Origin of the sequence: Pikeienuella sp., assembly GCF_046290545.1 — a bacterium.
Taxonomy (GTDB): domain Bacteria; phylum Pseudomonadota; class Alphaproteobacteria; order Rhodobacterales; family Rhodobacteraceae; genus Pikeienuella.
In genome coordinates this window covers 206,976-229,529 of sequence record NZ_JBKAGV010000016.1, presented here as the reverse complement: position 1 = coordinate 229,529, position 22,554 = coordinate 206,976, and the positions used below count along the sequence as shown (strand labels likewise).

At 72.1% G+C, this 22,554-nt stretch carries 22 protein-coding genes and 1 tRNA gene; 13 read left to right on the top strand and 10 right to left on the bottom strand.

The window, feature by feature from the left end; translation table 11 throughout:
* Positions 1–105: 105 nt before the first annotated feature.
* Together ACE37J_RS16295 and ACE37J_RS16290 are read right to left on the bottom strand one after the other, a co-directional pair.
* Positions 106–195 (bottom strand) — tRNA-Ser (locus ACE37J_RS16295).
* Positions 196–270: 75 nt separating this feature from the next.
* Positions 271–852 (bottom strand): zinc-ribbon domain-containing protein, encoded by a 582-nt coding sequence (locus ACE37J_RS16290; RefSeq protein WP_409712818.1) that lies wholly within the window; start codon positions 850–852, stop codon positions 271–273.
* 179 nt (positions 853–1,031) lie between these two features.
* On the opposite strand from ACE37J_RS16290, the gene ACE37J_RS16285 reads away from it, so the two are divergent.
* From ACE37J_RS16285 to ACE37J_RS16275, 3 genes are read left to right on the top strand one after another with little or no spacing between them, the layout of a single operon-like run.
* On the top strand, positions 1,032–1,697 hold the full coding sequence (locus ACE37J_RS16285) for a cell division ATP-binding protein FtsE (protein ID WP_409712920.1): 666 nt from the start codon (positions 1,032–1,034) through the stop codon (positions 1,695–1,697).
* Positions 1,694–2,599 (top strand): cell division protein FtsX, encoded by a 906-nt coding sequence (locus tag ACE37J_RS16280; protein WP_409712816.1) that lies wholly within the window; start codon positions 1,694–1,696, stop codon positions 2,597–2,599. Before ACE37J_RS16285 ends, ACE37J_RS16280 begins: the two co-directional genes overlap by 4 nt.
* 2 nt (positions 2,600–2,601) lie before the next feature.
* Positions 2,602–3,324: a lysophospholipid acyltransferase family protein gene (locus tag ACE37J_RS16275; RefSeq protein WP_409712814.1), complete on the top strand. Its 723-nt coding sequence runs from the start codon at positions 2,602–2,604 to the stop codon at positions 3,322–3,324.
* Here ACE37J_RS16275 and ACE37J_RS16270 read toward each other — a convergent pair.
* The 4 genes from ACE37J_RS16270 to ACE37J_RS16255 form a co-directional block, all read right to left on the bottom strand.
* Positions 3,312–4,706 (bottom strand): sensor histidine kinase, encoded by a 1,395-nt coding sequence (locus ACE37J_RS16270; RefSeq protein WP_409712812.1) that lies wholly within the window; start codon positions 4,704–4,706, stop codon positions 3,312–3,314. The two genes, ACE37J_RS16275 and ACE37J_RS16270, sit on opposite strands and share 13 nt — an antisense overlap.
* Before the next feature lie 48 nt (positions 4,707–4,754).
* Positions 4,755–6,170 carry a dihydrolipoyl dehydrogenase family protein gene (locus tag ACE37J_RS16265; protein WP_409712811.1) on the bottom strand — a complete coding sequence of 472 codons (1,416 nt, stop codon included), beginning with the start codon at positions 6,168–6,170 and terminating at the stop codon, positions 4,755–4,757.
* On the bottom strand, positions 6,167–6,874 hold the full coding sequence (locus tag ACE37J_RS16260) for a TVP38/TMEM64 family protein (RefSeq protein WP_409712809.1): 708 nt from the start codon (positions 6,872–6,874) through the stop codon (positions 6,167–6,169). Before ACE37J_RS16260 ends, ACE37J_RS16265 begins: the two co-directional genes overlap by 4 nt.
* Positions 6,875–6,940: 66 nt before the next feature.
* The gene (locus tag ACE37J_RS16255; protein ID WP_409712807.1) at positions 6,941–7,453 is read right to left on the bottom strand and encodes a GNAT family N-acetyltransferase; all 513 of its coding nucleotides are present in this window, start codon (positions 7,451–7,453) and stop codon (positions 6,941–6,943) included.
* Between the two features lie 116 nt (positions 7,454–7,569).
* Here ACE37J_RS16255 and rpmH point away from each other — a divergent pair, with 116 nt between their 5' ends.
* From rpmH to ttcA, 4 genes are read left to right on the top strand one after another with little or no spacing between them, the layout of a single operon-like run.
* Complete coding sequence (rpmH, locus tag ACE37J_RS16250) at positions 7,570–7,704, top strand: 50S ribosomal protein L34 (protein ID WP_409712805.1); 135 nt, start codon at positions 7,570–7,572, stop codon at positions 7,702–7,704.
* Positions 7,705–7,708: 4 nt separating this feature from the next.
* Complete coding sequence (gene rnpA / locus ACE37J_RS16245; RefSeq protein ID WP_409712803.1) at positions 7,709–8,116, top strand: ribonuclease P protein component; 408 nt, start codon at positions 7,709–7,711, stop codon at positions 8,114–8,116.
* Positions 8,113–8,349 (top strand): membrane protein insertion efficiency factor YidD, encoded by a 237-nt coding sequence (yidD, locus tag ACE37J_RS16240; RefSeq protein WP_409712801.1) that lies wholly within the window; start codon positions 8,113–8,115, stop codon positions 8,347–8,349. The genes rnpA and yidD overlap by 4 nt, the downstream gene beginning before the upstream one ends.
* Complete coding sequence (gene ttcA / locus ACE37J_RS16235; protein WP_409712799.1) at positions 8,342–9,175, top strand: tRNA 2-thiocytidine(32) synthetase TtcA; 834 nt, start codon at positions 8,342–8,344, stop codon at positions 9,173–9,175. The genes yidD and ttcA overlap by 8 nt, the downstream gene beginning before the upstream one ends.
* A gap of 21 nt (positions 9,176–9,196) precedes the next feature.
* Here the strand turns inward: ttcA and ACE37J_RS16230 are convergent, their stop codons facing one another.
* Positions 9,197–10,765 (bottom strand): 2-isopropylmalate synthase, encoded by a 1,569-nt coding sequence (locus ACE37J_RS16230; protein ID WP_409712797.1) that lies wholly within the window; start codon positions 10,763–10,765, stop codon positions 9,197–9,199.
* 303 nt (positions 10,766–11,068) lie between these two features.
* On the opposite strand from ACE37J_RS16230, the gene ACE37J_RS16225 reads away from it, so the two are divergent.
* Positions 11,069–12,460 (top strand): DUF3179 domain-containing (seleno)protein, encoded by a 1,392-nt coding sequence (locus ACE37J_RS16225; protein ID WP_409712795.1) that lies wholly within the window; start codon positions 11,069–11,071, stop codon positions 12,458–12,460.
* A 373-nt stretch (positions 12,461–12,833) separates the two neighbouring features.
* Positions 12,834–13,514 (top strand): spermidine synthase, encoded by a 681-nt coding sequence (locus ACE37J_RS16220; protein ID WP_409712793.1) that lies wholly within the window; start codon positions 12,834–12,836, stop codon positions 13,512–13,514.
* Positions 13,515–13,522: 8 nt separating this feature from the next.
* Here the strand turns inward: ACE37J_RS16220 and ACE37J_RS16215 are convergent, their stop codons facing one another.
* Positions 13,523–14,941 (bottom strand): 2-isopropylmalate synthase, encoded by a 1,419-nt coding sequence (locus ACE37J_RS16215; RefSeq protein WP_409712791.1) that lies wholly within the window; start codon positions 14,939–14,941, stop codon positions 13,523–13,525.
* Positions 14,942–15,067: 126 nt separating this feature from the next.
* Here ACE37J_RS16215 and gltX point away from each other — a divergent pair, with 126 nt between their 5' ends.
* From gltX to ACE37J_RS16195, 4 genes are all read left to right on the top strand, one after another.
* Positions 15,068–16,357: a glutamate--tRNA ligase gene (gene gltX, locus ACE37J_RS16210; protein ID WP_409712789.1), complete on the top strand. Its 1,290-nt coding sequence runs from the start codon at positions 15,068–15,070 to the stop codon at positions 16,355–16,357.
* A gap of 402 nt (positions 16,358–16,759) precedes the next feature.
* Positions 16,760–18,103 (top strand): cysteine--tRNA ligase, encoded by a 1,344-nt coding sequence (gene cysS / locus ACE37J_RS16205; RefSeq protein WP_409712787.1) that lies wholly within the window; start codon positions 16,760–16,762, stop codon positions 18,101–18,103.
* Positions 18,100–19,713 (top strand): citramalate synthase, encoded by a 1,614-nt coding sequence (gene cimA / locus ACE37J_RS16200; RefSeq protein WP_409712785.1) that lies wholly within the window; start codon positions 18,100–18,102, stop codon positions 19,711–19,713. The genes cysS and cimA overlap by 4 nt, the downstream gene beginning before the upstream one ends.
* 382 nt (positions 19,714–20,095) lie before the next feature.
* On the top strand, positions 20,096–20,887 hold the full coding sequence (locus ACE37J_RS16195) for a squalene/phytoene synthase family protein (protein ID WP_409712783.1): 792 nt from the start codon (positions 20,096–20,098) through the stop codon (positions 20,885–20,887).
* Here ACE37J_RS16195 and ACE37J_RS16190 read toward each other — a convergent pair.
* Positions 20,881–21,264, bottom strand: coding sequence for a VOC family protein (locus ACE37J_RS16190; RefSeq protein ID WP_409712781.1), 384 nt, complete (start codon positions 21,262–21,264; stop codon positions 20,881–20,883). The genes ACE37J_RS16195 and ACE37J_RS16190 overlap by 7 nt on opposite strands.
* Positions 21,261–22,553, bottom strand: coding sequence for a tetratricopeptide repeat protein (locus ACE37J_RS16185; protein ID WP_409712779.1), 1,293 nt, complete (start codon positions 22,551–22,553; stop codon positions 21,261–21,263). The genes ACE37J_RS16190 and ACE37J_RS16185 overlap by 4 nt, the downstream gene beginning before the upstream one ends.
* Position 22,554 lies beyond the last annotated feature (1 nt).

Here is a 22,554-nt window from a genome sequence, read left to right as displayed (position 1 = left end):
CCTCCAGGCTCAGAGGTCAGTGCTCAGCCCCACCCGCATAACCCTCGAAAACAAAGAGAAAATCCGGCCGCAGCCGGATCGGGAGAACGCTTTCACGAGGGCAAGTGGCGGAGAGACAGGGATTCGAACCCTGGGTGGGGTCGCCCCCACAACGGTTTTCGAGACCGCCCCGTTCGACCACTCCGGCACCTCTCCGCGAAGCGACGCTCTGTCGACGCGGCGGTCTTTAGCGCCAGTCGCGGGCGGGGGCAAGAGGCGCGCTGCGGCGCTTCAGCGGAGCCTCTCCGCGAGAGCGGCGACGGCGACGCGGCCCTCGTCGACCATCGCGGCGTAGGCGGTCAGCGGCGCTGTCGCCGCGGGCGCGATCTCCGCGATCTCCGGCGCCTTCACATAGACGGCGGCGAGGACGAGCGCGAGGAAGGTCACCGTCGCGAAGCCTGCGAGGAAGGCGCCGCCCGCCCGCGGCCCTTCCGGCTCCGCGCGGAGCGTGGCGGCGAGCGCGGCCGGGTCCGGCGTTTCCCGCCGGGCGCGCGGCGCCTCTATCACGACGGGGTCCGGGCGGGCCCGCGGCGGATCGGCGTCGACATAGACGGCGTCGTCCTCCTCGGGTCCGAAGCGCGGGGGCTCCGGTTGCGGGCGGCGCGGCTCGGGCGGCAGCACCGTCTCCCGCGCTTCGCGCGCCTTCCGGGCGGCTTCCTCGAGCGCGTCGGCCGCCGCCTCCATGCCGGGCGCTGCGGGGGGCTGGAACCATTCGGCGGCGCAGGCCGCGCAGCGCACCATGCGGCCGGCCCGGCCGATCGCGCCCGCGTCGATCTCGTATTCCGCCGCGCAGGACGGGCAGGTCAGCCGCATGTCGTCTTTCCCTCAGGCATGGCGGCGCCGCCGCTCCGTTCGGAGCATAAGGCGCCCGCGCGCTTGCGCCAAGCGCGCCGGAACGGAGCCGGAGGGTCGCAAGGCGTTGTCAGCCTCGCCGCGCTTTGCGATGGTCCGCCCGTCCCGCTCAGGTCGCGGGGCGGGGCCGAGAGGTGGATGTGATCGAGTTCGAATCCGCGAGCGTGGGCTATGATGGGCGGGTCGTCCTCGCCGACGTGTCGCTGACGCTGGAGAGCGGCTCGCTGCATTTCGTCACCGGCCGCTCCGGTGCGGGGAAGACGACCGTCCTGCGGCTGATCTACCTCGCGCTCCGGCCCGATTCCGGCGCCGTCCGCGTCTTCGGGCGGGACACGCGGGAGGTGCCGCGGCGGGAGGAGGCGGCGATGCGGCGGCGCATGGGAATCGTGCTTCAGGATTGCGACCTTCTCGACCATATGAGCGTGATGGAGAACATCGAGCTGCCGCACCGCGTCGCCGGCCGCCAGCCCGGCCCGGAGCTGAAGGAGCTCGCCGCCTGGGTCGGCCTCGGCAAGCGGCTCGACGCGCGGCCGGCCCAGCTTTCGGCCGGGGAGCGGCAGCGCGCGGCGCTCGCCCGCGCCGTCGCCGCCTCGCCCGACCTCATCATCGCCGACGAGCCGACCGGCAATGTGGACGCCGAGGCCGCAGCGCGGATCATGTCGCTCTTCGTCGAGCTCAACAAGCTCGGCAAGACGGTCCTGATCGCGACGCACGACCTTAACCTGATGCGCGCCGCCCAGGGCTCCCGCGCGCGCGTGCTGAAGGTGGAGGGGGGCCGCGTCTCCCGCTCCGGGACGCCGCTGTGAGGGCGCTCTTCTCGCGCCGGCGCGGGGGGCCGCCGATCGCGCCCGGGGGCGGGGCGATCGGCGGGCTGCTCGCGCTGGTCGCCGCGGCGATGGGCTTTCTCGCCGCCGCCGCCGCCATCGCCGGCCTCGCGGCGGGGGAGGTCGCGGGCCGCTGGTCGGCCGATCTCGCCCGCGTCGCGACCGTCCGCGTATGGACGCCGGAGGCGGAAGGGCAGGGCGCGCGCGAGGCGGCGGTGACGGCCGCGCTCTCCGTCCTCGCCGTCACGCCCGGCGTGGCGGAGGCGCGGCTGATCGACGAGGCGGCGCAGCGCGCCCTCCTCGCGCCCTGGCTCGGCGCCGAAGCTGACGTCTCGGCCCTGCCGCTTCCGAGCCTCATCGACGTGCGGCTGGAGGGCGCCGGACCGGACGTGGCGGACGTCTCGCGCCAGCTTTCCGCCGCCGCGCCCGGCGCGGAATGGGACGATCACGGCGAATGGCGCGGCCCGCTGATCCGCGCCGCGGAGCGGGTGCGCCAGACCGCCGTCGCGGGCGTCGCCCTCGCCGCCGCCGCGCTGGCGGCGATGGTCGCCGTCGCCGCCGCGGCCACGCTCTGGTCCGGCGCGGGGGTGGTGCGGACGCTGCGGATGATCGGGGCGGAGGACACCTTCATCTCCCGCGCCTTCGCCGGCCCCTTCGCGCTCCGCGCCACGTTCGGGGCGGGCGCCGGCGCGCTCGCCGCGGCGGCGCTGCCCTTCACCCTGCCGCAGATCGGCGTCGAGACGGGGCTGGAGACCGGACTCGCCGCCGGCGCGGACCTTTTCGTCCTCGCGCCGCTCCTCGTCCTCTCCACCGCGCTCGTCGCCGGGCTCACCGCCCTCGCCGCCACGCGGGCGGCGGCCTGGCTCGTGCTCAGGCGGGGCTGACCGTGCGCTGGCTCCGCGCGCTCCTCTTCACGCTCTGGCTCTACGGGCTGATGGTCGTGCTCGGCCTCCTCTTCGCGCCGGCGGCGGCCTGGTCCCGTGCGGGGGCCTACTGGGCGATCGGGATCTATCTGAAGCTGGTCTTCGCAGGGCTCGAACGGCTATGCGGTCTTCGCTGCGAAGTTCGCGGCGCCCCCCCGTCCGGCGAAGTTCTTGTCGCCGCGAAGCATCAGAGCTTCCTCGATATTCTCATCCTCATCCGCGCCCTGCCGCAGGCGAAGTTCGTGATGAAGCGGAGCCTCGTCTGGGCGCCGATCCTCGGCTTCTACGCGCTCCGCATCGGCGCGAGCCCGGTGACGCGCGGCCGCGGGTGGGAGAGCGTGGCCGAGATGATGCGGGAGGTGGAGCGCCGGCGCGGGCTCGCGGGCCAGCTCGTGATCTTTCCGCAGGGAACGCGGGTGAAGCCCGGCGTCGCCGCGCCCTACAAGCCGGGCTCCCATCTTCTCTATCGCGCATACGGGCTGCCTTGCGTCCCGGTTGCGCTCAACACCGGGCATTTCTGGCCGCGCGCGGGCGTGATGAAGCGGCCCGGCGTCGCCGTCGTCGAGTTTCTCGAGCCGCTGCCGGAAGGGTTGGGTCCGAAGGCCTTCGTCACCACGCTCGAGAGCCGGATCGAGCCGGCCGTCGACCGCCTCGCCGCCGAGGCGCGGGAGCTTTACGGCGCCTGATCCGGCGCGACGCGCGGAAGCGTGAGGCGGAAGCGCGCGCCGCCCGCGCCCGTCTCCTCCAGAATCAGCCGCCCGCCGTTCATCGCCGCCAGCTCCGCCGCGATGGCGAGGCCGAGCCCCGCGCCGCCGCGCCGCGCGCCGCCGCGGAAGGGCTGGAAGAGGTTTTCGAGCGCCTTCGGCGGCAGCCCCGGCCCGTCATCCGCAATCACAAGCGCCGCCGCGCCTTCTTCGGCCGCGGCGAAGACGGAGACGCGGCCGGGCCGCCCCGCGCCCTCGATCGCCTGCTTCGCGTTGCGCGCCAGGTTGGTGAGGATGCGGAAGAGATGTTCGGGGTCCGCCTGCGCCGTCATCCCCGCGGGCGCGTGGTTCTCGAAGGCGACGGCGCCGCCCTCCTCGAACACGGCGTCCGCCACATCCTCGACAAGGCGGCGGAGATCGACGGGGCGGGGCCTTGGCGGCGCCTCCTCCGCCCGCCCGTGGCTCAGCGTGGAGATGCAGAGCGCCGCCGCCCGGTCGAGTGAGCCGATCAGCTTCGGCCCGATGCGGGAGACAACCGGGTCCGCGCTGCCCTCCAGCCGGTCGGCGAGGAGTTGCGCGCTCGCAAGCATGTTCCGGAGATCGTGGCTGATCTTCGCAACCGCCGCGCCAAGCTCCGCGAGGCGGGATTTCTGCCGCAGCGCGCCGCGGAGCTCCGCCTGCATCTCCGCCAGCGCCGCCTCCGCCCGCCTGATCTCGCTCAGGCCGGAGCGCGCGGCGGGCGCCTGGGCCGCGCGCTCCGGGTCGCGGGCGAAGGCCGTCATGTCGCCGACCACGCGCTCGATCGGCCGCACGATGATCCTGCGGCAAACGAGAAAGACGAGCGCGCCGGTCATGCCCGAAATGAAGAGGGAAATCAGCAGGATGCGCTCCCCGAATGCGCGCATCGCGGCGCCGAGCGGGGCCTCCGACATCGTGATCTCGATCTCGCCGGCGCCCATGCCCGCGTCGCCGATGACGCGGATCATCCGCGGCTCGGTCCGCACGAGCGTCCGCAGCGCCTCCACGACGAGCGTCGCCGCGCCCGCGTCCCGCAGGTCGAACGTCTCCTCGACCATCACCCCCGCCGGCGCGGCGAGGATGAGCTGGCGCGAGGCGTCCCGCCTCAGCGCGATGGAGGAGACTTCGGCCCGCTGGAGCAGCTCCGCCTCCAGCGTCTCCTCCACCATCTCGTCCTCCGCGGCGAGGAGGGCGAGCGCCGCGATCTGCGCCATCTGGAGGCGCAGCATCAGATAATCCTCGCGGTACCGTGCGACCGAAGGCACGAAGACGAGCACCTCGGTCAGCATCACGACGCCGACGGCGACAAGGAAAAGACGCCCCGAAAGCGTGCGGAAGAGCGTCATGGCCAGCCGTCCCGACCCCTCTCTGCGGTCCCGGCCCCGCCGCCCGCCTCAGCCGAGCTTCGCGAGGAGCCGCACGATGCGCTTGACCATCGGCGATCCGAAAAGCCGTGGCGAAAAGTATGCCCCGGCCGCGCGCTTCGCAAGCTCGCCATAGGTGGGGTAGGGGGCCACGAACCCCGCCACGTCGCCGATCTTCAACCGCTTCGCGATGGCGAGCGACCAGAGCGAGACGAGGTCGCCCGCATGGGCGCCGACGATGGTGGCGCCCACCGGCCGGCCCTTCACGACCATGACCTTGACGAAGCCCTCGGTCTTCAGCTCCGCCCGCGCCCGGTCGTTCTCCGCATAATCCGCGCGGCAGATCTCCAGCTTCGCGCCGTATATCTCCCGCGCCTCCGCCTCCGTCGGGCCGACCTGCGCGAGCTCGGGCTCGGTGAAGGTCGCGCGGGGGATCGCCGCCTCCGCCTTCACCGGCAGGCGGAAGAGCGCGTTGCGGATAACGAGGCCGGCGTGCCATCCGGCGAGATGGGTGAACTGCGCGCCGCCCGCCGCGTCCCCCACCGCATAGACGCGGCGGTTGGAGACGGAGCGGAGCCCGGAATCGACCTTCACCCCCGCCCGCGTCGTCTCCACCCCCGCCGCCTCCAGCCCGAGCCCGTCCAGCGCGGGGCGGCGACCGGCGGCGACGAGGAGCGCCTCCGCCTCCAGCCGCTCCCCGCTTTCGAGCGTCAGCGTCGTGACCGCCCCCTCGCGCGAAACAGAGGCCGCCTTCGCCCCTTCGCGGATCGTGAGCCCCTCCGCCCTGAGCCGGGCGAGGACGACCGCCGCCGCCTCCTCATCCTCCCGCCCGAGCGCGCGCAGCGCCTCCACGACCGTCACCTCGCAGCCGAGCCGCAGATGCGCCTGCGCCATCTCCATCCCGATCGGCCCGCCGCCGAGAATGAGGAGCCGCCGCGGCCGCTCGCGGAGCGCGAAGATCGTCTCGTTGGTCAGATAACCCGCTTCCTCCAGCCCCTGCACCGGCGGCATGGCGGGGCGGGAGCCCGTCGCGATGACGAAGCGCCGCGCGCGGATCCGCGCGCCCCCCGCCTCCGCCTCGGTCGGGGAGACGAAGCGCGCCCAGTCCCGGATCACGTCAACGCCGAGCCCTTCGAACCGCTCCTGCGAATCGTGCGGCGCGATCCCGTCGATCACCCGCCGCACGTGATCCTTCGCCGCCGCGAAATCGACCTCCGCCCGGGCGGGCGCCACGCCGAACGGCGCGCCCGCCCCCATCGCCTTCGCCGCCTTCGCCGCGGCGAGGAGCGCCTTGGAGGGCACGCAGCCATGGTTGAGGCAGTCGCCCCCCATCTCCCCGCCCTCGATCAGCACGACTGCGGCGCCCATCTGCACGGCCCCGGCGGCGACGGAGAGCCCGCCCGAGCCGGCGCCGATGACGCAGAGATGCGGCGTCAGAACCTTCATGCCCGCCTCCTCCGGAACGCCTTGACGACCAGCGGCAGCGCCGAGAGCGCGGCGAGGCCGAGCAGCGGCAGCAAAACCGGCGGCGTGAAGATGATCCCGAGATCGGGCGTCCCCCCCGCCTCGAACACCGCGCCGAGGCCCGACCCGACCGAGGCGTAGACCAGCGCGCCCGGCATGATGCCGAGGAAGGTCGTCCATGCGTAGTTGAACGTCGTCGCGCCGAGGAAGGCGGGCACAAGGTTGGCGACGAAGAAGGGCATCGCCGGCACCAGCCGCATCATCAGGAGGAAGCTGATCTCGTTCTCCCGGAACCCGTCCTCCGCCCGCTTCACCCAGCCCCCGGCCCGGGCCCGCAGCGCATCGCCGAGCGCGCCCTTCGCGAGCAGGAAGATCGCCACCGCCCCCGCCGTCGCCCCCGTCACCGCCAGCGCGCCGCCCCACCACGGCCCGAACAGGAACCCCCCCGCGAGCGTCAGCGCGAGCCCGCCGGGGAAGGAAAGCGCCGTCGCCGCCGCGTAGAGCGCGGCATAGCAGCAGGCGACGAGCAGGTAGTTCGAATCCCGCCAGGCCAGCAGAACCTCGCGATTGTCGCGCAAGGCCTCGAAGCTCAGATGCTCGCGCCCGAAGACGAAGAGGAGCGCCGCGCCGAGAATGGCGGCCGCAAAAGGCGCAATGCGTCTTGCGGGAAATCCCTTGCCGCTCATGCGCCTCTCCCCTTCCTGTCCTTTACTTGCGTCCCGTCGCCGCGCCGCGCCAGCGAAGGAGCCCCCTCATGACGAAGGCGTGATCGGCCCCGCTCCCGGTCGCGCGCCGCGCCGGCCGCGAGGCCGCGCCCCGAGCGGGGCGGACATCAGGTGATAATGCTGCCGCCAGGCGAAGCCTTCCGATTCGTAGAACCGCATCGCCCGGTTGCCGTCCTCGACCTCGAGATGCAGCGCCGCGAGCCCCTCCGCCGCCAGCGCCTCGGCCACCGCGCGGAGCGCCGCCCGCCCCGCGCCGCGCCCGCGATGCGCCGGCGCGACGTAGAACTCGTCCACGAACCCGTCCCGCCCGCCGAACTCGATGGACCAGCCGAAGGCCACGCAGATATAGCCGGCCTCCTCCCCGCCCTCCGTCTCGATCATCCAGAACGCGCCGGGGCAGGGCTCCGTGAAGAGCGCCGCGAGCGCCCGGCGGCGATGCGCGTCGTCCGCCTCGACGCCCTCCTCGACATGGAAGGCGGCGACGAGGGGCAGCGCCTCCTCGATCCGGTCTGCGCCGGCGCGGACGATCCGATAGCTCATCGGCAAGCTCTGCCCGGCATGGCCGGAATTGACAAGTCACGCCTCCGCGCGTATCCCCCGGCTTCCGAATTTCGGGCGGCGCTCGCGCGCGCCCCGGACGAACCGAGGACAAGACGATGAAACGCACCTTCCAGCCGAGCAACCTCGTTCGCGCCCGCCGTCACGGCTTCCGCGCCCGCATGGCGACGAAGAGCGGCCGCGCCATCCTGAACGCCCGCCGCGCCCGCGGCCGGAAGCGTCTCTCGGCCTGATCCGATGAACGCGCCGGCCCCAGCGACCGGCGCGGAGGGGGCTGCGCCTGCGGCGAGGCTCCCCGTCCTGAAGAAACGGCGGGAATTTCTCGCCGCCGCGCGCGCCCGCCGCCAGCATGCCGAAAGCCTGATCCTCCAGGCCCGCCGCCGCGCGGAAGGCGAGATGGAGGGGCAGGGGCCCCGCATCGGCTACACATGCTCCAAGAAGGTCGGCAACGCCGTCGCCCGCAACCGGGCGAAGCGCCGCCTCCGCGCCGCCGCCGCCGCCGTTCTGCGGGAGGCGGGGCGCGAGGGCTGGGATTACGTCCTGATCGGGCGTGAGGGGGCGACGGCCGCGCGCCCTTTCCCGCTCCTCCTCGAAGACCTTCGCGGGGCGCTCGCCCGCATCCACGCCCCGAAGGCGCGCGCATGACCCCGCTCGCCCATATCCTCGCCGCGCCCGTCCGGCTCTACCGCGCCGTCTTCTCCCCCTGGGTCGGGCACAATTGCCGCTATCAGCCGACCTGCTCGGCCTATGCGCTCGAAGCGCTGGAGCGGCACGGGGCCCTCAGGGGCGGCTGGCTCGCCTTCCGCCGGGTGCTCCGCTGCCATCCTTTCGGCGGTTCCGGCTACGACCCCATTCCCGAGAAGCGCCACGATGCTTGACGATCCGCTGGACCGCGCCGCGGAGGCGCTCTTCGCCGACATGCCGGCAAGCGGCGAGTTCGCCAAGCTCCGCAAGCGGATCATCCGCGAGACGCGGGAGTCGCTGCAGGTCTACGGCATGGTCCGCCGCGGCGCGCGCTGGCTCGTCTGCCTTTCGGGGGGGAAGGACAGCTACACGCTCCTCGCCGTCCTCCTCGACCTCAAATGGCGCGGGCTCCTGCCCGTCGACCTCCTCGCCTGCAATCTCGACCAGGGGCAGCCCGGCTTCGACGAGATGATCCTGCCCGGCTTCCTCTCCCGCCTCGGCGTGCCCCACCGGATCGAGCGGAGGGACACCTATTCGGTGGTGACGGAGAAGACCCCGGCGGGCCAGACCTATTGCGCGCTCTGCTCCCGCCTCCGCCGCGGCAATCTCTATCGCATCGCGCGGGAGGAGGGCTGCGATGCCGTCGTCCTCGGCCATCACCGGGACGACGCGATCGAGACCTTCTTCCTCAACCTTCTCCACGGCGGCAAGCTCGCCGCCATGCCGCCGAAGCTCCTGAACGACGAGGGCGACCTCCTCGTCCTCCGCCCGCTCATCCGCGTGGCGGAGGCCGATTGCGCCCGCTTCGCCGCGGCGATGAACTTCCCCATCATCCCCTGCGACCTCTGCGGCAGCCAGGACGGGCTCCAGCGCCAGCAGGTCAAGCGGATGCTGGACGATTGGGAGCGGCGCCGCCCCGACATCCGGGCGGTGATGGCGAACGCGCTGGCGAACGCCAACCCCTCCCACCTGCTGGACGCCTCGATCTTCGACTTCGCCGGGCTCGCGCCGAAGGCTTGAGCGCGCGCCCGGCGCCGCCGGTCACCCCGCGAGGGAGACCGTCCTGTGCGAGGCTGTCTTGTCCCGCCGCACCATCAGCCGGTTGAGCGCGATCACATAGGCCCGGGCGGAGGCCACGATCGTGTCCGTATCCGCCGCCTGCCCGGTCACGAGCCTCCCGCCCTCCTCGAGCCGGACGGAGACGGTCGCCTGCGCGTCGATCCCGTCCGTAACCGCCTGCACGGAATAGACCTTCAGCACGGCCTCATGCGGCACGAGGCTGTCGATCGCCTTGAAGGCCGCATCCACGGGCCCGTCGCCCTGCGCGGTCGCCTGAACGTCCGTTCCGTCGATGGTGAGCGTCACGTCGGCCGATTTCGGGTCGAGCGTGCCCGCGATCACGCGCATGAACTTGAGCCTGATCCGGTCATTCGCCGCGGCCGTCCGCTCGTCGTCGACAAGGGCGAGGATGTCGTCGTCATAGACGTCCTTCTTCTGGTCCGCGAGCGCCTTGAACCGCACGAACGCCTCCTGGAAGGCGTTGTCGCCAAGCTCGATGCCGAGGTCCTTCAGCTTGGCGCGGAAGGCGGCGCGGCCCGAATGCTTGCCCATCACCAGCGCGTTGGCGGTGAGGCCCACATCCTCCGGCCGCATGATCTCGAACGTCTCCGCATTCTTCAGCACGCCGTCCTGGTGGATGCCGCTCTCATGCGCGAAGGCGTTCTTGCCGACGATGGCCTTGTTGAACTGCACCGGGAAGCCCGAGGCCGTGGCGACGAGGCGGGAGGCGCGCATGATCTTCGTCGCATCCACGCCGGTGTGATAGGGCATGATGTCCCGCCGCACCTTCAGCGCCATCACGACCTCTTCGAGCGCGGTGTTGCCCGCCCGCTCGCCGAGCCCGTTGATCGTGCACTCGATCTGCCGCGCGCCGGCCTCCACCGCGGCGAGGGCGTTCGCCGTCGCCATGCCGAGGTCGTTGTGGCAGTGGGTCGCCACCACGCACTTGTCGAGCCCCGGCACGTTGGCCAGCAGGTCCCGGATGATCTCCGCCGATTCCCGCGGCGCGGTGTAGCCCACCGTGTCGGGGATGTTGATCGTGGTGGCGCCGGAGGCCACCGCCACCTTCACCGTCTCGATCAGGTAGTCCCGCTCCGTCCGCGTCGCGTCCATGGGGGACCACTGGACATTCTCGCAGAGCGACCGGGCATGCCCCACCGTCTCTTCGATCTTCCGCAGCACCTGCTCCTTGTCCATGGCGAGCTGATGCTGCCGGTGGAGCGGGGAGGTGCCGATGAAGGTGTGGATCCGGGGCCGCTTCGCATGTTCGAGCGCGGCCCAGGCGCGGTCGATATCGCCCTTCGCGGCGCGGGCGAGGCCGCAGATCACGGCGTTCTGCGCCTGCCTGGCGATCTCGCTCACCGCCTCGAAATCGCCGTCGGAGGCGATGGGGAAGCCCGCCTCGATCACGTCCACCCCCATCTCGTCGAGGAGGGCCGCGATGGCGAGCTTCTCGCTCAGCGTCATGGTGGCGCCGGGGCTCTGCTCGCCGTCGCGCAGGGTGGTGTCGAAGATCAGGACGCGGCTTGCGTCTTTCTGGATGTCAGTCATGTCGGTGTCTCTCGGTCCGGGTGTTTCCTGCGGCGCGTGGTTTACCCCCCAGACGCGCGCGCCGCTGCCCGGCGCGCCTAGGGGCGCGTAAGGAGGAGGCCGAGAAGGCGAAGGGGCGCACTCGCGAACATGCGCCCGTTTATACGCGCATCGCGCCGCCGCGCAAGAAAAGATCGGCATGCGCCCGCCGCCGCCCGCCGCTCTCGCCGCGATCACGGAAATCTGACCGGGCGCGGCGTAACGCGAGCCCGCGTTGAGACGAACTCACCGGAAATGCGCCGCAGCGCGCCAGGGGAGGCATGAATGTTGACGACATCTCTGATCCGCCATGCGAGGCGCGGCGTCTCCGCCGTCTTCCTCGCCCTCGCCGCGCTCGTCGCGCCCCTGGCGGCGACGGCCGACGGCCCGAAGCCCCTCGCGCCGCATGTGATCGCGGAATTCGGTCATCCGCCGGCCACGCCTGACGGCCCGCTCTCCCCGGAGATCGAGGCCGCGATCCGCGCCGTCTTCATCGACAACCTCGCCGAATACGGCTGGGGCGCGGAAGAGCAGGCGGCGCTCGACGAGATCGCGTTATCGGGCGACCCGCGGCTCGCCTGGATCGTGAGCGACCTGATGCGCTTCTCATGGCGCACCTCGCTCGACGCCGCGCTCGGGAGAACAGGCGCAGCCCTGCTCGGCATCGAATATGAAACGCCCCAGCGCTGGGGCGAGCTGACCGACCATCTCATCGCCTGGGACATTCCGGCCCCGCCCGGCTATCTGGAGGTCAAGCGCGCGATCTTCACGAACTTCATCCCCGGCTGGGAGCGGATCTTCGTGGAGGGGGAGATCGACTGGCGCCACGTCTCCTGGGGCGGCGTCCTGATCGACGACCGGCCCTTCGGCGCGACGGATGTTCCCTGCAACTGCATCCCCGCCGCCGACAACCCGGAGGTCAGCAGCGCCGCGGAGGCGACCTGGCTGAAGGATTCCGACATCGTCTTCGGAATCGGGATCAACGGCGAGTATCGCGCCTATCCGCGGAGGATCATGGAGGTCCGCGAGATGGTGAACGACACGCTCGGCGGCCGCGACCTCGGCATCCCCTACTGCACCCTCTGCGGCGCCGCGCAGGCCTATTTCACGGACAATATGCCGGAGGGCGTGAAGCGCCCTGTCCTCCGCACCTCGGGCCTCCTCATCCGCTCCAACAAGGTGATGTACGACGTCGAGACATGGTCCGTCTTCGACACCTTCCTCGGCCATGCCGTGACCGGTCCGCTCGCCGAGCGCGGCCTCCGGCTCGAACAGGCGACCGTTGTGACGACCGACTGGGGAACATGGCGGCGCGCCCATCCGGAGACGACCGTGCTCGTCGAACACCTCGCCCTCGGCCGCGATTTCGACTTCCGCAACGGGCGGGACGCGAACGGCCCGATCTTCCCCGTCGGCGACGTGGACCCGCGCCTGCCCGTGCATGAGGACGTGATCGGCGTCCTCACCGCCTCCGGCCAGCCCGTCGCCTTCCAGCGGAGCAAGGCCATCGCCGCCCTGAAGGCGGGCGAGGCGATCGCCTTCGAGAACGTCCGGCTTGAGCTTGAAGCCGGCGGCGTGAAGGCGGTGGGCGAGGACGGGGCCGACCTCGGCAGCCACGAGGCGTTCTGGTTCGCCTGGTCGCAATTCCATCCCGGCACGGCGCTCTGGGGAGGGTAGGGGGGCTTCGAGAGAGGAGTCCGGCCTGCTGGAATCGGCCAAGCGAAGGCGCCGCGCTCCCCCCGCAATCCTTGGCCCGGGCGACAAGCCCCGGGCCGCGGCCTCCCTCCCCCCAAGGGAGGCCGCATTGCAACCGCGCAAGACGTGCGATCGTTCGAGTTCGTGGCGACATAAACCACAACGGCCAATCCGCCCGAGGCGGCCCCCCGAGGGAGGCCGCGCCCCTCCACGCTCCGTTCGCAAGCCGGCCGGCCTCGTCGGAGCGCCCCACGTTACCGTCAGATCGGCCTTGGCGCCAGCATGCCAGCCGGCGCCTTCAAGCGCGCCGGCGGATCGGCTAGCCTTGGCCCCCCGCCCCGAGACAGGACCCCCGATGCTCCCCTGGACCCTCCTCGCCTCCGCGAGCGCCCCCGGGGGCGGCGCCCTGAAGCTCTTCCGCCGGGGCGACGAATTCTCGATCCGCCTCGAAGGCGGGAACGAGCTGATGAACAGCCGCCTCGGCGGCTCGGAGGAGGCGCTGGCGACGCTCGCCCTCGAACGCCTCGGCCCCCGGCCCGCGCCCCGCGTGTTGATCGGCGGCCTCGGCATGGGCTTCACCCTTCGCGCGGCGGAGGCCGCCGCCCCGCCCGATGCGCGCCTGATCGTGTCGGAGATCGTCCCCGAGCTGATCGACTGGGCCTCGCTCCACATGGGCGCGGTCTTCGGAGACTGCCTCGCGGACCCCCGAGTCGAACTCCGCCCCGGCGACGTCGCCGCCGAAATCGCCGCCGCGCCGGCGGCCTTCGACGCCATCCTCCTCGACGTGGACAACGGCCCCGGCGGCCTGACGCGGGAAGGGAACGACGCGCTCTACGGCCCCGGAGGCCTCCGCGCCGCGCATCGCGCCCTCGCCCCCGGCGGCGTCCTCGCGCTCTGGTCCGCCGCGCCGGAGCCCGCCTTCACGCGGCGCCTCTCGCAATGCGGATTCGAGGCGACGATGCGGAGCGTGCGCGCCGGGCGGGCGAAGCGGGGGGCGAGGCACACGATCTGGCTTGCCGTGCGATCAGAGGGCTGACGCCCCCCTCAATCCCCCGTCTGCGCCGCCGGCTGCGCCGGAGCGCCCCGCTGCCCGTTCACCCAGTCGCCGTCGAAGACGGAGCCGGAGGCGAATTCCATCCGTCCGGGGCCGTGGCGGCGGTTGTCCTTGAAGGCGCCCTTGTAGACGTCCCCGTTGGCGTAGGTGGCGACGCCCGTGCCCTCGATCCGGTCGGCGACCCATTCGCCCTCGTAGCGGAAGCCGTCCGGCTGGGTGAAGACGCCCTGACCCTCCCGCCGCCCCTCGACGAAGGCGCCCTCATAGACGCCGCCGTCGGGAAAGCGGGCGACGCCCCGGCCGTGGGGCATGTCGTCCTTCCATTCGCCTTCGTACTGGTAGCCGTCCGGATAGACGATCTTGCCCGCCCCCGCGATCCGCCCGGCCCGGAACTCGCCCTCGTAGACGGCGCCGGAAGCGTAGCGGAAGACGCCGCGGCCCTCGATCACGCCGCCCGCCCATTCGCCCGTATATCCCCCGCCATCCGTCGTCGTCATCTCGCCCGGCCCGGCGAGGGCGTTGTCCTTGAAGACGCCTTTCAGCACCCGCCCGTCAGCCAGCCGGGCGACGCCCTCGCCCTCGAACTGGCCCTCGACCCACTGGCCCTCGTAGACGTCGCCGTTCGCGGCGGTCAGCACGCCCGCGCCCTGCCGCCGCCCGCCGACGAAGGAGCCGACATAGACATCCCCGTTCGCGTATTCCGCCCGGCCCTCGCCCTGCCGCTCGCCGTCAAGGAAGGCGCCTTCGTAGACGTCGCCGTTGGCGTAGCGCGCGCGGCCCGTCCCGCTGATCTGCCCGCCCTTCCACTCGCCGACATAGGTGAAGCCGTCCGGCATCTCGATCTCGCCCATGCCCTCGCGCACGCCGGCGATGAAGGCGCCCTTGTAGACCGAGCCGTCGGAATAGGTGACCGTCCCCGTCCCGTGCGGCGCGCCCTCGGCCCATTCGCCCTCGTAGCGATAGCCGTTCGGGCGGGTCATCACGCCCGTCCCGTGATGCGCCGACTGCAGGAACTGCCCCTCGTAGCGCGCGCCGTCGGCATAGACGGCGACGCCCGTCCCCTCGATCACGCCGCCGACCCAGTCGCCCTCGTAGGAGCCGCCGTCGGAATAGACGATCTTGCCCTTGCCGTGCGGAGCCCCGTCCTTGAACGTCCCTTCATAGACGGAGCCGTTCTCATAGCGGACGCGCCCGTCGCCCTCGATCCGCCCCTCGACCCACTGGCCGGTGTATTCGTAGCCGCCCGGCAGGGTGAAGGTGCCGAAGCCGTGCTGCCGCCCGTCCCGGAACTCGCCCTCATAGACGCCGCCGCTGTCGTATTTCTTCACCGCGACGTCCTGGGCGGAGGCGAGAGCGGGAAGGAGGAGGAGCGATAGGGCGGCGATCGCCGGTCCGGACATGACGCGCATCTGGGGCTCACTTCTCCAACGCCTCGCGGGAGCCGGAGATTATGGGCCGATGCGCGCGCTGACAACCGTCCTTGCGTCTCCGGCGGCCCGGCTGCTACGCCGCCCCGGCCCGGAGGAGGGGCGCGCATGAAGACGACCCGATTCGCGCCCTCGCCCACCGGGGCGCTCCATCTCGGCAACCTGCGCACCGCCGTGTTGAACGCGCTCGTCGCCCGCGCCGCCGGCGGCCGCTTCCTCCTCCGGATCGACGACACCGATTCCGCCCGCTCGGAGGAGCGCTTCGTGGAGGCGATCCGCGACGATCTCCGCTGGCTCGGGCTCGCATGGGAGGGCGAGGCGCGGCAATCGGAGCGCCTCGCGCGCTACGAGGCGGCGGCGGAGCGGCTGCGCGAGGCCGGCCGGCTCTATCCCTGTTGGGAGACCGAGGGCGAGCTCGCCCTCATGCGCCGCGCCCTCCTCAACGCGAGGAAGCCCCCGGTCTATGACCGCGCCGCGCTCCGGCTCACGGAGACGGAGAAGGCCGCGCTGGCGGCGGAGCGCCCGCCCCACTGGCGCTTCCGGCTCGAGGACCGGGCGATGGAATGGGAGGATGGCATCCTCGGCCCCCAGCGCATCGCCGCCTCCGCCGTCTCCGACCCGGTGCTGATCCGGGAGGACGGGCAGTTCCTCTACACGCTCTGCTCAGTGGTGGACGATGCGGAGATGGCGGTGACGGACGTCGTCCGCGGCGCGGATCATGTCACCAACACCGCCACCCAGATCCAGATTTTCGAGGCGCTGGGCGCCCGCCCGCCCCGCTTCGCCCATCACGCGCTGATGACCGGCCCGGGGGGTGAGAAGCTCTCGAAGCGCGCCGGCGCCCTTTCCGTCGCGTCGTTGCGAGAGGCCGGGGTCGAGCCCGCCGCGCTCCTCTCCTGGCTCGCCCGCTCCGGCTCTTCCCGGCCCGTCGAGCCGGTCTGGTCGGTCGCCGAAGCGGCGGCGGATTTCGACCTCTCCGCCTTCTCCCCGGCGCCCAGCCAGGCGAGCGCGGAGGAGATCGCGCAACTCTCCGCGAAGATGCTGCGCGAGGCGCCGTGGGAGGCGGTCGCCGCCCGCGCGCCCGAGGGCGTGACGGAGCCCTTCTTCACCGCCGTCCGCCCCAATCTCGACCGATTGGAGGACGCGGCGGACTGGCTCCGCATCGCGAAGGGCGCCCCCGCGATCATCGCCCCGGAGGATGCCGACTTCGTGGCCGAAGCCCTCGCCTTCCTCCCCCCCCGCCCGTGGGACGAGACGACATGGCGCGAGTGGACGGAGGCGGCGAAGGCGAAGTCGGGCCGGAAGGGCAAGGCGCTCTTCCTCCCGCTCCGCCGCGTTCTGACGGGCCGGAGCCACGGGCCCGACATGGGCGCGTTCATGCCGTTTCTGGAGCGGTGAATCCGACCTCGTCGTTTGCGAATGCGTCGGCGAAGAGCGCCCGGCTGATCTGACCCGCGTCAGATCAGCCCGCGCCCGCCGCCCCCCCGGCGGGCGCGAGTCCGCGCCCACCGCGGCGCGCACGGCCCGATCTTCGACGTTCGGGAAGGCTTGGCGCCCCTCGCCCTCCGGCCTTCGCCTCCGGGCGACCGTCCCCTGCGACCCTCCCCCGGAGGGTCGCCGGTCGGGGCCGGGTCCTCCCGCCGAAACCCTTGCGCCCCGCCCCCGCTTCAGGCATAGCCTCGCCCCATGAGCCGCGCGATCATCATTTGCGAGATCTGCATCATCCGCTGACACCAGTCCGCGGCGGCGCTTCTGTTCCTCACGAAACATGGCCCGCCGGGGCGCCCCGGGGAATACGCCATGACGACCATCAAGCTCTGGAACAGCGCGGCGCGCGGGAAGGTGGACTTCGCTCCGCTCGATCCCTCGAACGTTCGCATGTATGTCTGCGGCCCCACCGTCTATGACCGCGCGCATATCGGCAACGCCCGCCCCGCGGTCGTCTTCGACGTCCTCTTCCGCCTCCTCCGCCATGTCTACGGGGAGGATCACGTCACCTATGTCCGCAACATCACGGACATAGAGGACAAGATCATGGACCGCGCGAAGGAGCGCGGCGTCAGCATCGCTGAGATCACGGCTGAGACGACGCGCTGGTATCAGGAGGACATGGCCGCCCTCGGCAGCCTCCCCCCGACGCATCAGCCGCGGGCCACCCAATTCGTCCCCCAGATGGTCGCGATGATCGAAACCCTCGTCGCGAAGGGCCACGCCTACGAGGCGCAGGGCCATGTCCTCTTCGAGGTTGCGAACTACCCCGAATACGGCCGCCTCTCCGGCCGCTCGACCGACGACATGATCGCCGGCGCCCGCGTCGAGGTCGCGCCCTTCAAGCGGGACCCGATGGATTTCGTCCTCTGGAAGCCCTCCGCGCCGGACCAGCCCGGCTGGGAAAGCCCGTGGGGCAGGGGCCGCCCCGGCTGGCACATCGAATGCTCCGCCATGGCCGCGGAGCTGCTGGGCGAGACCTTCGACATCCACGGCGGCGGGGCGGACCTGCTGTTCCCCCACCACGAGAACGAAATCGCCCAGAGCCGTTGCGCCTGCCCGGAGGGGGGCTTCGCGAAGCTCTGGATGCACAACGGCATGATCAACGTGGACGGGCGTAAGATGTCCAAGTCCCTAGGCAACTTCCTGACCGTGGAGGATTTGCGCGATCAGGCGCCGGGCGAGGTGCTGCGCCTTGCGCTCCTCTTCACGCACTACCGCGGCGTGCTGGACTGGACGGAGCAGCGCCTGTCGGAGGCGCGGGACGCGCTGGCGAAATGGGGCCCGCTGGTCGAGGGCGTCACGCCCGGCGAGGCCCCCGCCGTGCTCGAAGCCCTGATGGACGACCTCAACACCCCCGCCGCCTTCGCGGAGATGCACCGCTTGGCGCGCGCAGGGGAGGTTGAGGCGCTGGCCGGGGCGATGGCGATCATGGGGATCGAAGCGCCGCACGCCGGGAAGGCGGACGGAGCGCTCGTCGAGTCCCTCCTCGCCCGCCGGGCCGAGGCCCGCGCGGCGCGGGACTTCGCGGCGGCGGACATGATCCGCAAGGGGCTGGACGAGGCCGGCATCGTGGTGATCGACCAGAAGGGCGGCCCCTCCGAATGGCGCCCCGGCCCCGATTTCGACCCGGCGAAGCTGGAGGCTTTGCGATGACCCCCGCCCGCCTTCACCTCTACGACACCACTCTACGCGACGGGCAACAAACCCAGGGCGTCGACTTTTCCGGCGACGACAAGCGCAAGATCGCCCTCGCGCTGGACTCGCTCGGCCTCGACTATGTGGAGGGCGGCTGGCCCGGCGCGAACCCGACGGACAGCGAGTTTTTCGCAAACGCCCCAACGCTCAGGAAGGCGACCTTCACCGCCTTCGGCATGACGAAGCGCGCCGGGCGCTCGGCGGCGAATGACGAGGTGCTGGCGGAGGTCGTCAACGCCGCCACGCCCGCAATCTGTCTCGTCGGCAAGACCCATGATTTCCATGTCGAAACCGCGCTCGGGATCACGTTGGAGGAAAACCTCGCCAACATCGCGGACTCGATCACCCATCTTGTGAGCCTCGGCCGCGAAGCCCTTTTCGATGCAGAACATTTCTTCGACGGCTACAAGGCGAACCCCGCCTACGCCCTCCGCTGCCTAGACGCCGCGCATGCAGCCGGCGCCCGCTGGGTCGTCCTCTGCGACACGAACGGCGGCACGCTCCCCGGCGAGATCGCGGAGATCACCGCCGCCGTCACCGCCCGCATTCCCGGCGATCATGTCGGCATCCACACCCATAACGACACCGAAACCGCCGTCGCCGGGGCGCTGGCCGCGGTGGAGGCGGGCGCCCGGCAGATCCAGGGCACGCTGAACGGATTGGGCGAGCGCTGCGGCAACGCCAATCTCGTCTCGCTCATCCCCACGCTCCTCCTCAAGGAGCCGTGGAAGAGCCGCTACGTCACCGGAATCAGCGCGGACAAGCTGCCCTCCCTCACCGGCCTCTCCCGGATGCTGGACGAGCTTCTGAACCGGGCGCCGGACCGGCACGCCCCTTATGTCGGAGCCGCCGCCTTCGCCCACAAGGCGGGGCTCCACGCCTCCGCCATCGTGAAGGACCCGACGACCTACGAGCATGTCCCGCCCGAGGCGGTGGGGAACGAGCGCATCGTCCCGATGTCCAACCAGGCCGGCCGCTCCAACCTCCTCCGCCAGCTCCGCGAGGCGGGGATCGAGGCGCAGGCGGACGATCCGCGCCTCGCCGCCCTCCTCCGCGAGGTGAAGGAGAAGGAGGATCAGGGCTTCTCCTATGACAGCGCTGCGGCCTCCTTCCAGCTTCTCGCGCGGGAGGCTCTGGGGCTCCGCAAGCGCTTCTTCGAGGTGGAGCGCTTCCGCGTCACCGTGGAGCGGCGGCGGAACGCGGTGGGCGACCTTGTCACCGTCTCCGAGGCGGTGGTGGTGGTGAACGTGGATGGCGAGCGCTTCATCTCCGCCTCCGAGAGCCTCGATCCGGCGGGAAACGACCGCGGCCCGGTCAACGCCCTCTCCAAGGCGCTGCGGAAGGACCTCGGCAAATACGATTCCGCCATCGCCGACATGCGGCTGACCGACTTCAAGGTCCGCATCCTCTCCTCCGGCACCGAGGCGGTGACGCGCGTTCTGCTCGAAAGCCGGGACGGCGCAGGGCGGCGGTGGACCACTGTCGGCGTCTCCCCGAACATCGTGGACGCCTCCTTCCAGGCCCTGATCGACGCGGTGGACTACAAGCTCCACCGGGACGCCGCGTGAGCGGCCAGCCCTCGCTCCTCTCCTCCCTCCCGAGGGAGGGAGGAAGCGCAGGCCGCGCCCCCTGCGCCCCCCCTCTCCCGGTCGGGAGAGGGGACGGGGGAGAGGGCGGGGCCCGCTCCGGCCGACATGGGCGCGAAGGGCCGCGGCGGCCCCTTGGCGGACGCTACGGAACGCCGGGGCGGCGGCGGTTTATCGCGTCAGGTCATCCAACCGTCGAGCGGCGGGCGACGTCGCGATGCGTCCGCCCCCCCGCAGGGGCGGCCGCGGCCCGTGCTGGTCGCACGTGCCAAGGGGCGAGCGGCCCGCGCCGGCGCGCATTTCTTTGTATTTATATATATCAAATACATAACCCCCCTGCACTCCGTGTGCGCGCACCCGCGCGATGACCGCCCCCACCCTCTCCCCCGCCGCCGAGGCGGCCCGCGCCGGGGACGAACCCCGCTTCCTCGCCGCCCTCTGCGCGCCCCCCGAACGGCGGGAGCGGCTCTTCGCCCTCGTCGCCCTCAACCTCGAACTCGCCCGCATCCCCGTCACCGTCTCCGAGCCCATGCTGGGCGAAATCCGCCTCCAGTGGTGGCGCGACGCCCTCGAAGACCTGTTCGAGCGGGGCAGGGCGGCGGGCCACGAAGTGATCGCCGCCCTCGCCGCCGCCGCGCCCCCCGATCCCGCGCCGCTCTACGAGATGGTGGAGGCGCGCCGCCTCGCCCTCGCCCCCGGCGGGCTCTCCGAGAGCGACCTCGAAGCCTTTCTCGCCGGAACCGCCGGGGCGCTGATGCGGGCGGAGGTGCAGGCGCTCGGCGGCGGCGCGAAGGCGGAGGAGGCGGCGGCGCTCGCCGGCTGGGCCGAGGGCGCGGGCCGCCTCGTCGCCGCCCTCCCCGCCATGATGGCGGAGGGGAGCGCGCCCTTTGACGAGACGGCGGCGCGGGAAGGCGCCGCGCTTCGCGCACGCCTCGCCGCTCTCGCTCAGGAAGGGCTCGCCCGCCTCGCCCGCGCCCGCGCCCTCCGCGCGGAAGTGCCCCGCGCCGCCCGCGCGCCCCTCCTCTCCGCCCATGTCGCCGAACGCGCCCTCCGCGCCGCGATCCGCCCCGGCTACGATCCGTTCGCTCCCGACGCGCCCTCGCCCTTCCGCCTCCGCGGCGGCCTCCTCCTCCGCGCGGCGTTCGGGCGCTACTGATCCGGATAGACGATGAATTCCAGCAGCGTTCCGTCCGGATCGCGGAAATAGAGGCTCGTCCCCGTCCCCTTCGCGCCGAGCCGCTGCACCGGCCCGAGCTCCACCTCCACCCCGTGCGCGGCCAGATGCGCCGCCGCCTCCTCGACCGTTCCCGGCCAGCTGAAGCAGAGGTCCGAACCCCCGGGCATCACCGGGAGCCGCGCGCGCGGATGCCCGATCTGCCCCGGCCCGTGGGTGTTGAGCTGCCGGTCGCCGAAGCGGAACATCGCCCCGATCCCGTGGGGCACGATCTCCGCCCCCATCACGTCGCGGTAAAAGGCGATGCTCGCCTCCCAGTCCCCGACATGGATCACCGAATGGTCGAGTTCGATCTTCACGCTTCCGCCCCTTTCAATCCTGCCAGCCCCTCGCGTTCCAAGAACACCGGCCGCCGCGTCGCCAGCGCCCGCCGCGCCTCGTCCGCCTTGCCGAGCCGGAGGAGGAGGTTCGCCCAGGTCAGCTCCAGCAGGTCCCGCTGCGCCCGGCTGCCGCCGAACCGCTCATGCGAGGCCATGACGGGCGTGAGGTCACGGAGCGCCCCCGCCCAGTCCCCCCGCGCGAAGGCGCCCCAGGCTGCGGCGACGGGGCGGACGAGATCGCCCGCGAAGCCCGCCGCCCCCTCCGCGAGCCGCGCCAGCCGCTCGCCCTCGCCCGCCATCGCATGGGCGAGCGCGGCGTGCATGTCCGCGAAGCTCTGGCCCGAGGCGGGGAATTTCGCCGCCGCATAGTCCGAAAGCGCCCGCCACCGCTCCGGCGGAACTTCGATCCCCGCCATCTCCGCCCGGTGAAGAAGCGCCGCCGCATCCGTCAGCGTGTTGAGCGGCATCCCTGCGGAGCCGCCGGGGCCGATCGCGCCGTCGAGCATCGACCAGACCCGCGCCATCTCCCCCCGCTCCAGCGCCCAGAGCGCCATATGCCAGCTCATGTGCCCGTGGAGCGGCGCCGCGCGCTCATAATCCTCCATCCAGCCTTCGAGATAGCGGAGCCCCGCCTCCGTCTCTCCCGCCTCGTAATGCGCATGGGCCTTGAAATGCGCCCCGTTCGCGTTCCGCGGATGAAGCGCCAGCGCCCGCTCCATCAGCGCCTGCGACTCGCCGATCCGCCCCGCCTCACAAAGAGAGATCGCGTGGACGGACATCATCCACCAGTCCTCCCCGTAATGCGGTGAAAGCCGCTCCGTGAAGGCGAGGAGGAACGCCTCCCGACCGGCCTCTCCGGAAAAGCCGATCAGGCCGAAGACGCTGGTGAGAAGCTGCGCGATCAGCGCGTCCCGCGGATGCGCCCGCGTATGCGCCAGCGCCGCCTCCCGCGCCTCCGCCGCCCGGCCAGAGAGAAGGAGGGAGAAGACGCCGAGATGCCCCCGCTCCCGCGCGTCGAGCCCGCCCGAAAGCGCCTCCGCCCGCGCCAGCGCCGCCTTCGCGCCGCCCATGTCCCCCTCGAACATCGCCGCGCGGGCGAGGCCGGCATGGGCCAGCGCGAAGCCCTCGTCCGCCGCCAGCGCCCGCTCGAACGCGCCGCGCGCGCCATAGGTCGCGCCGAGCACATGCCGCGCGCCCTCCGCATAGGCGTCCCGCGCCGCGGCGGAGGCGGTCGTCAGCCGGTTGCCGTAATCATCATCGAGCGCCATC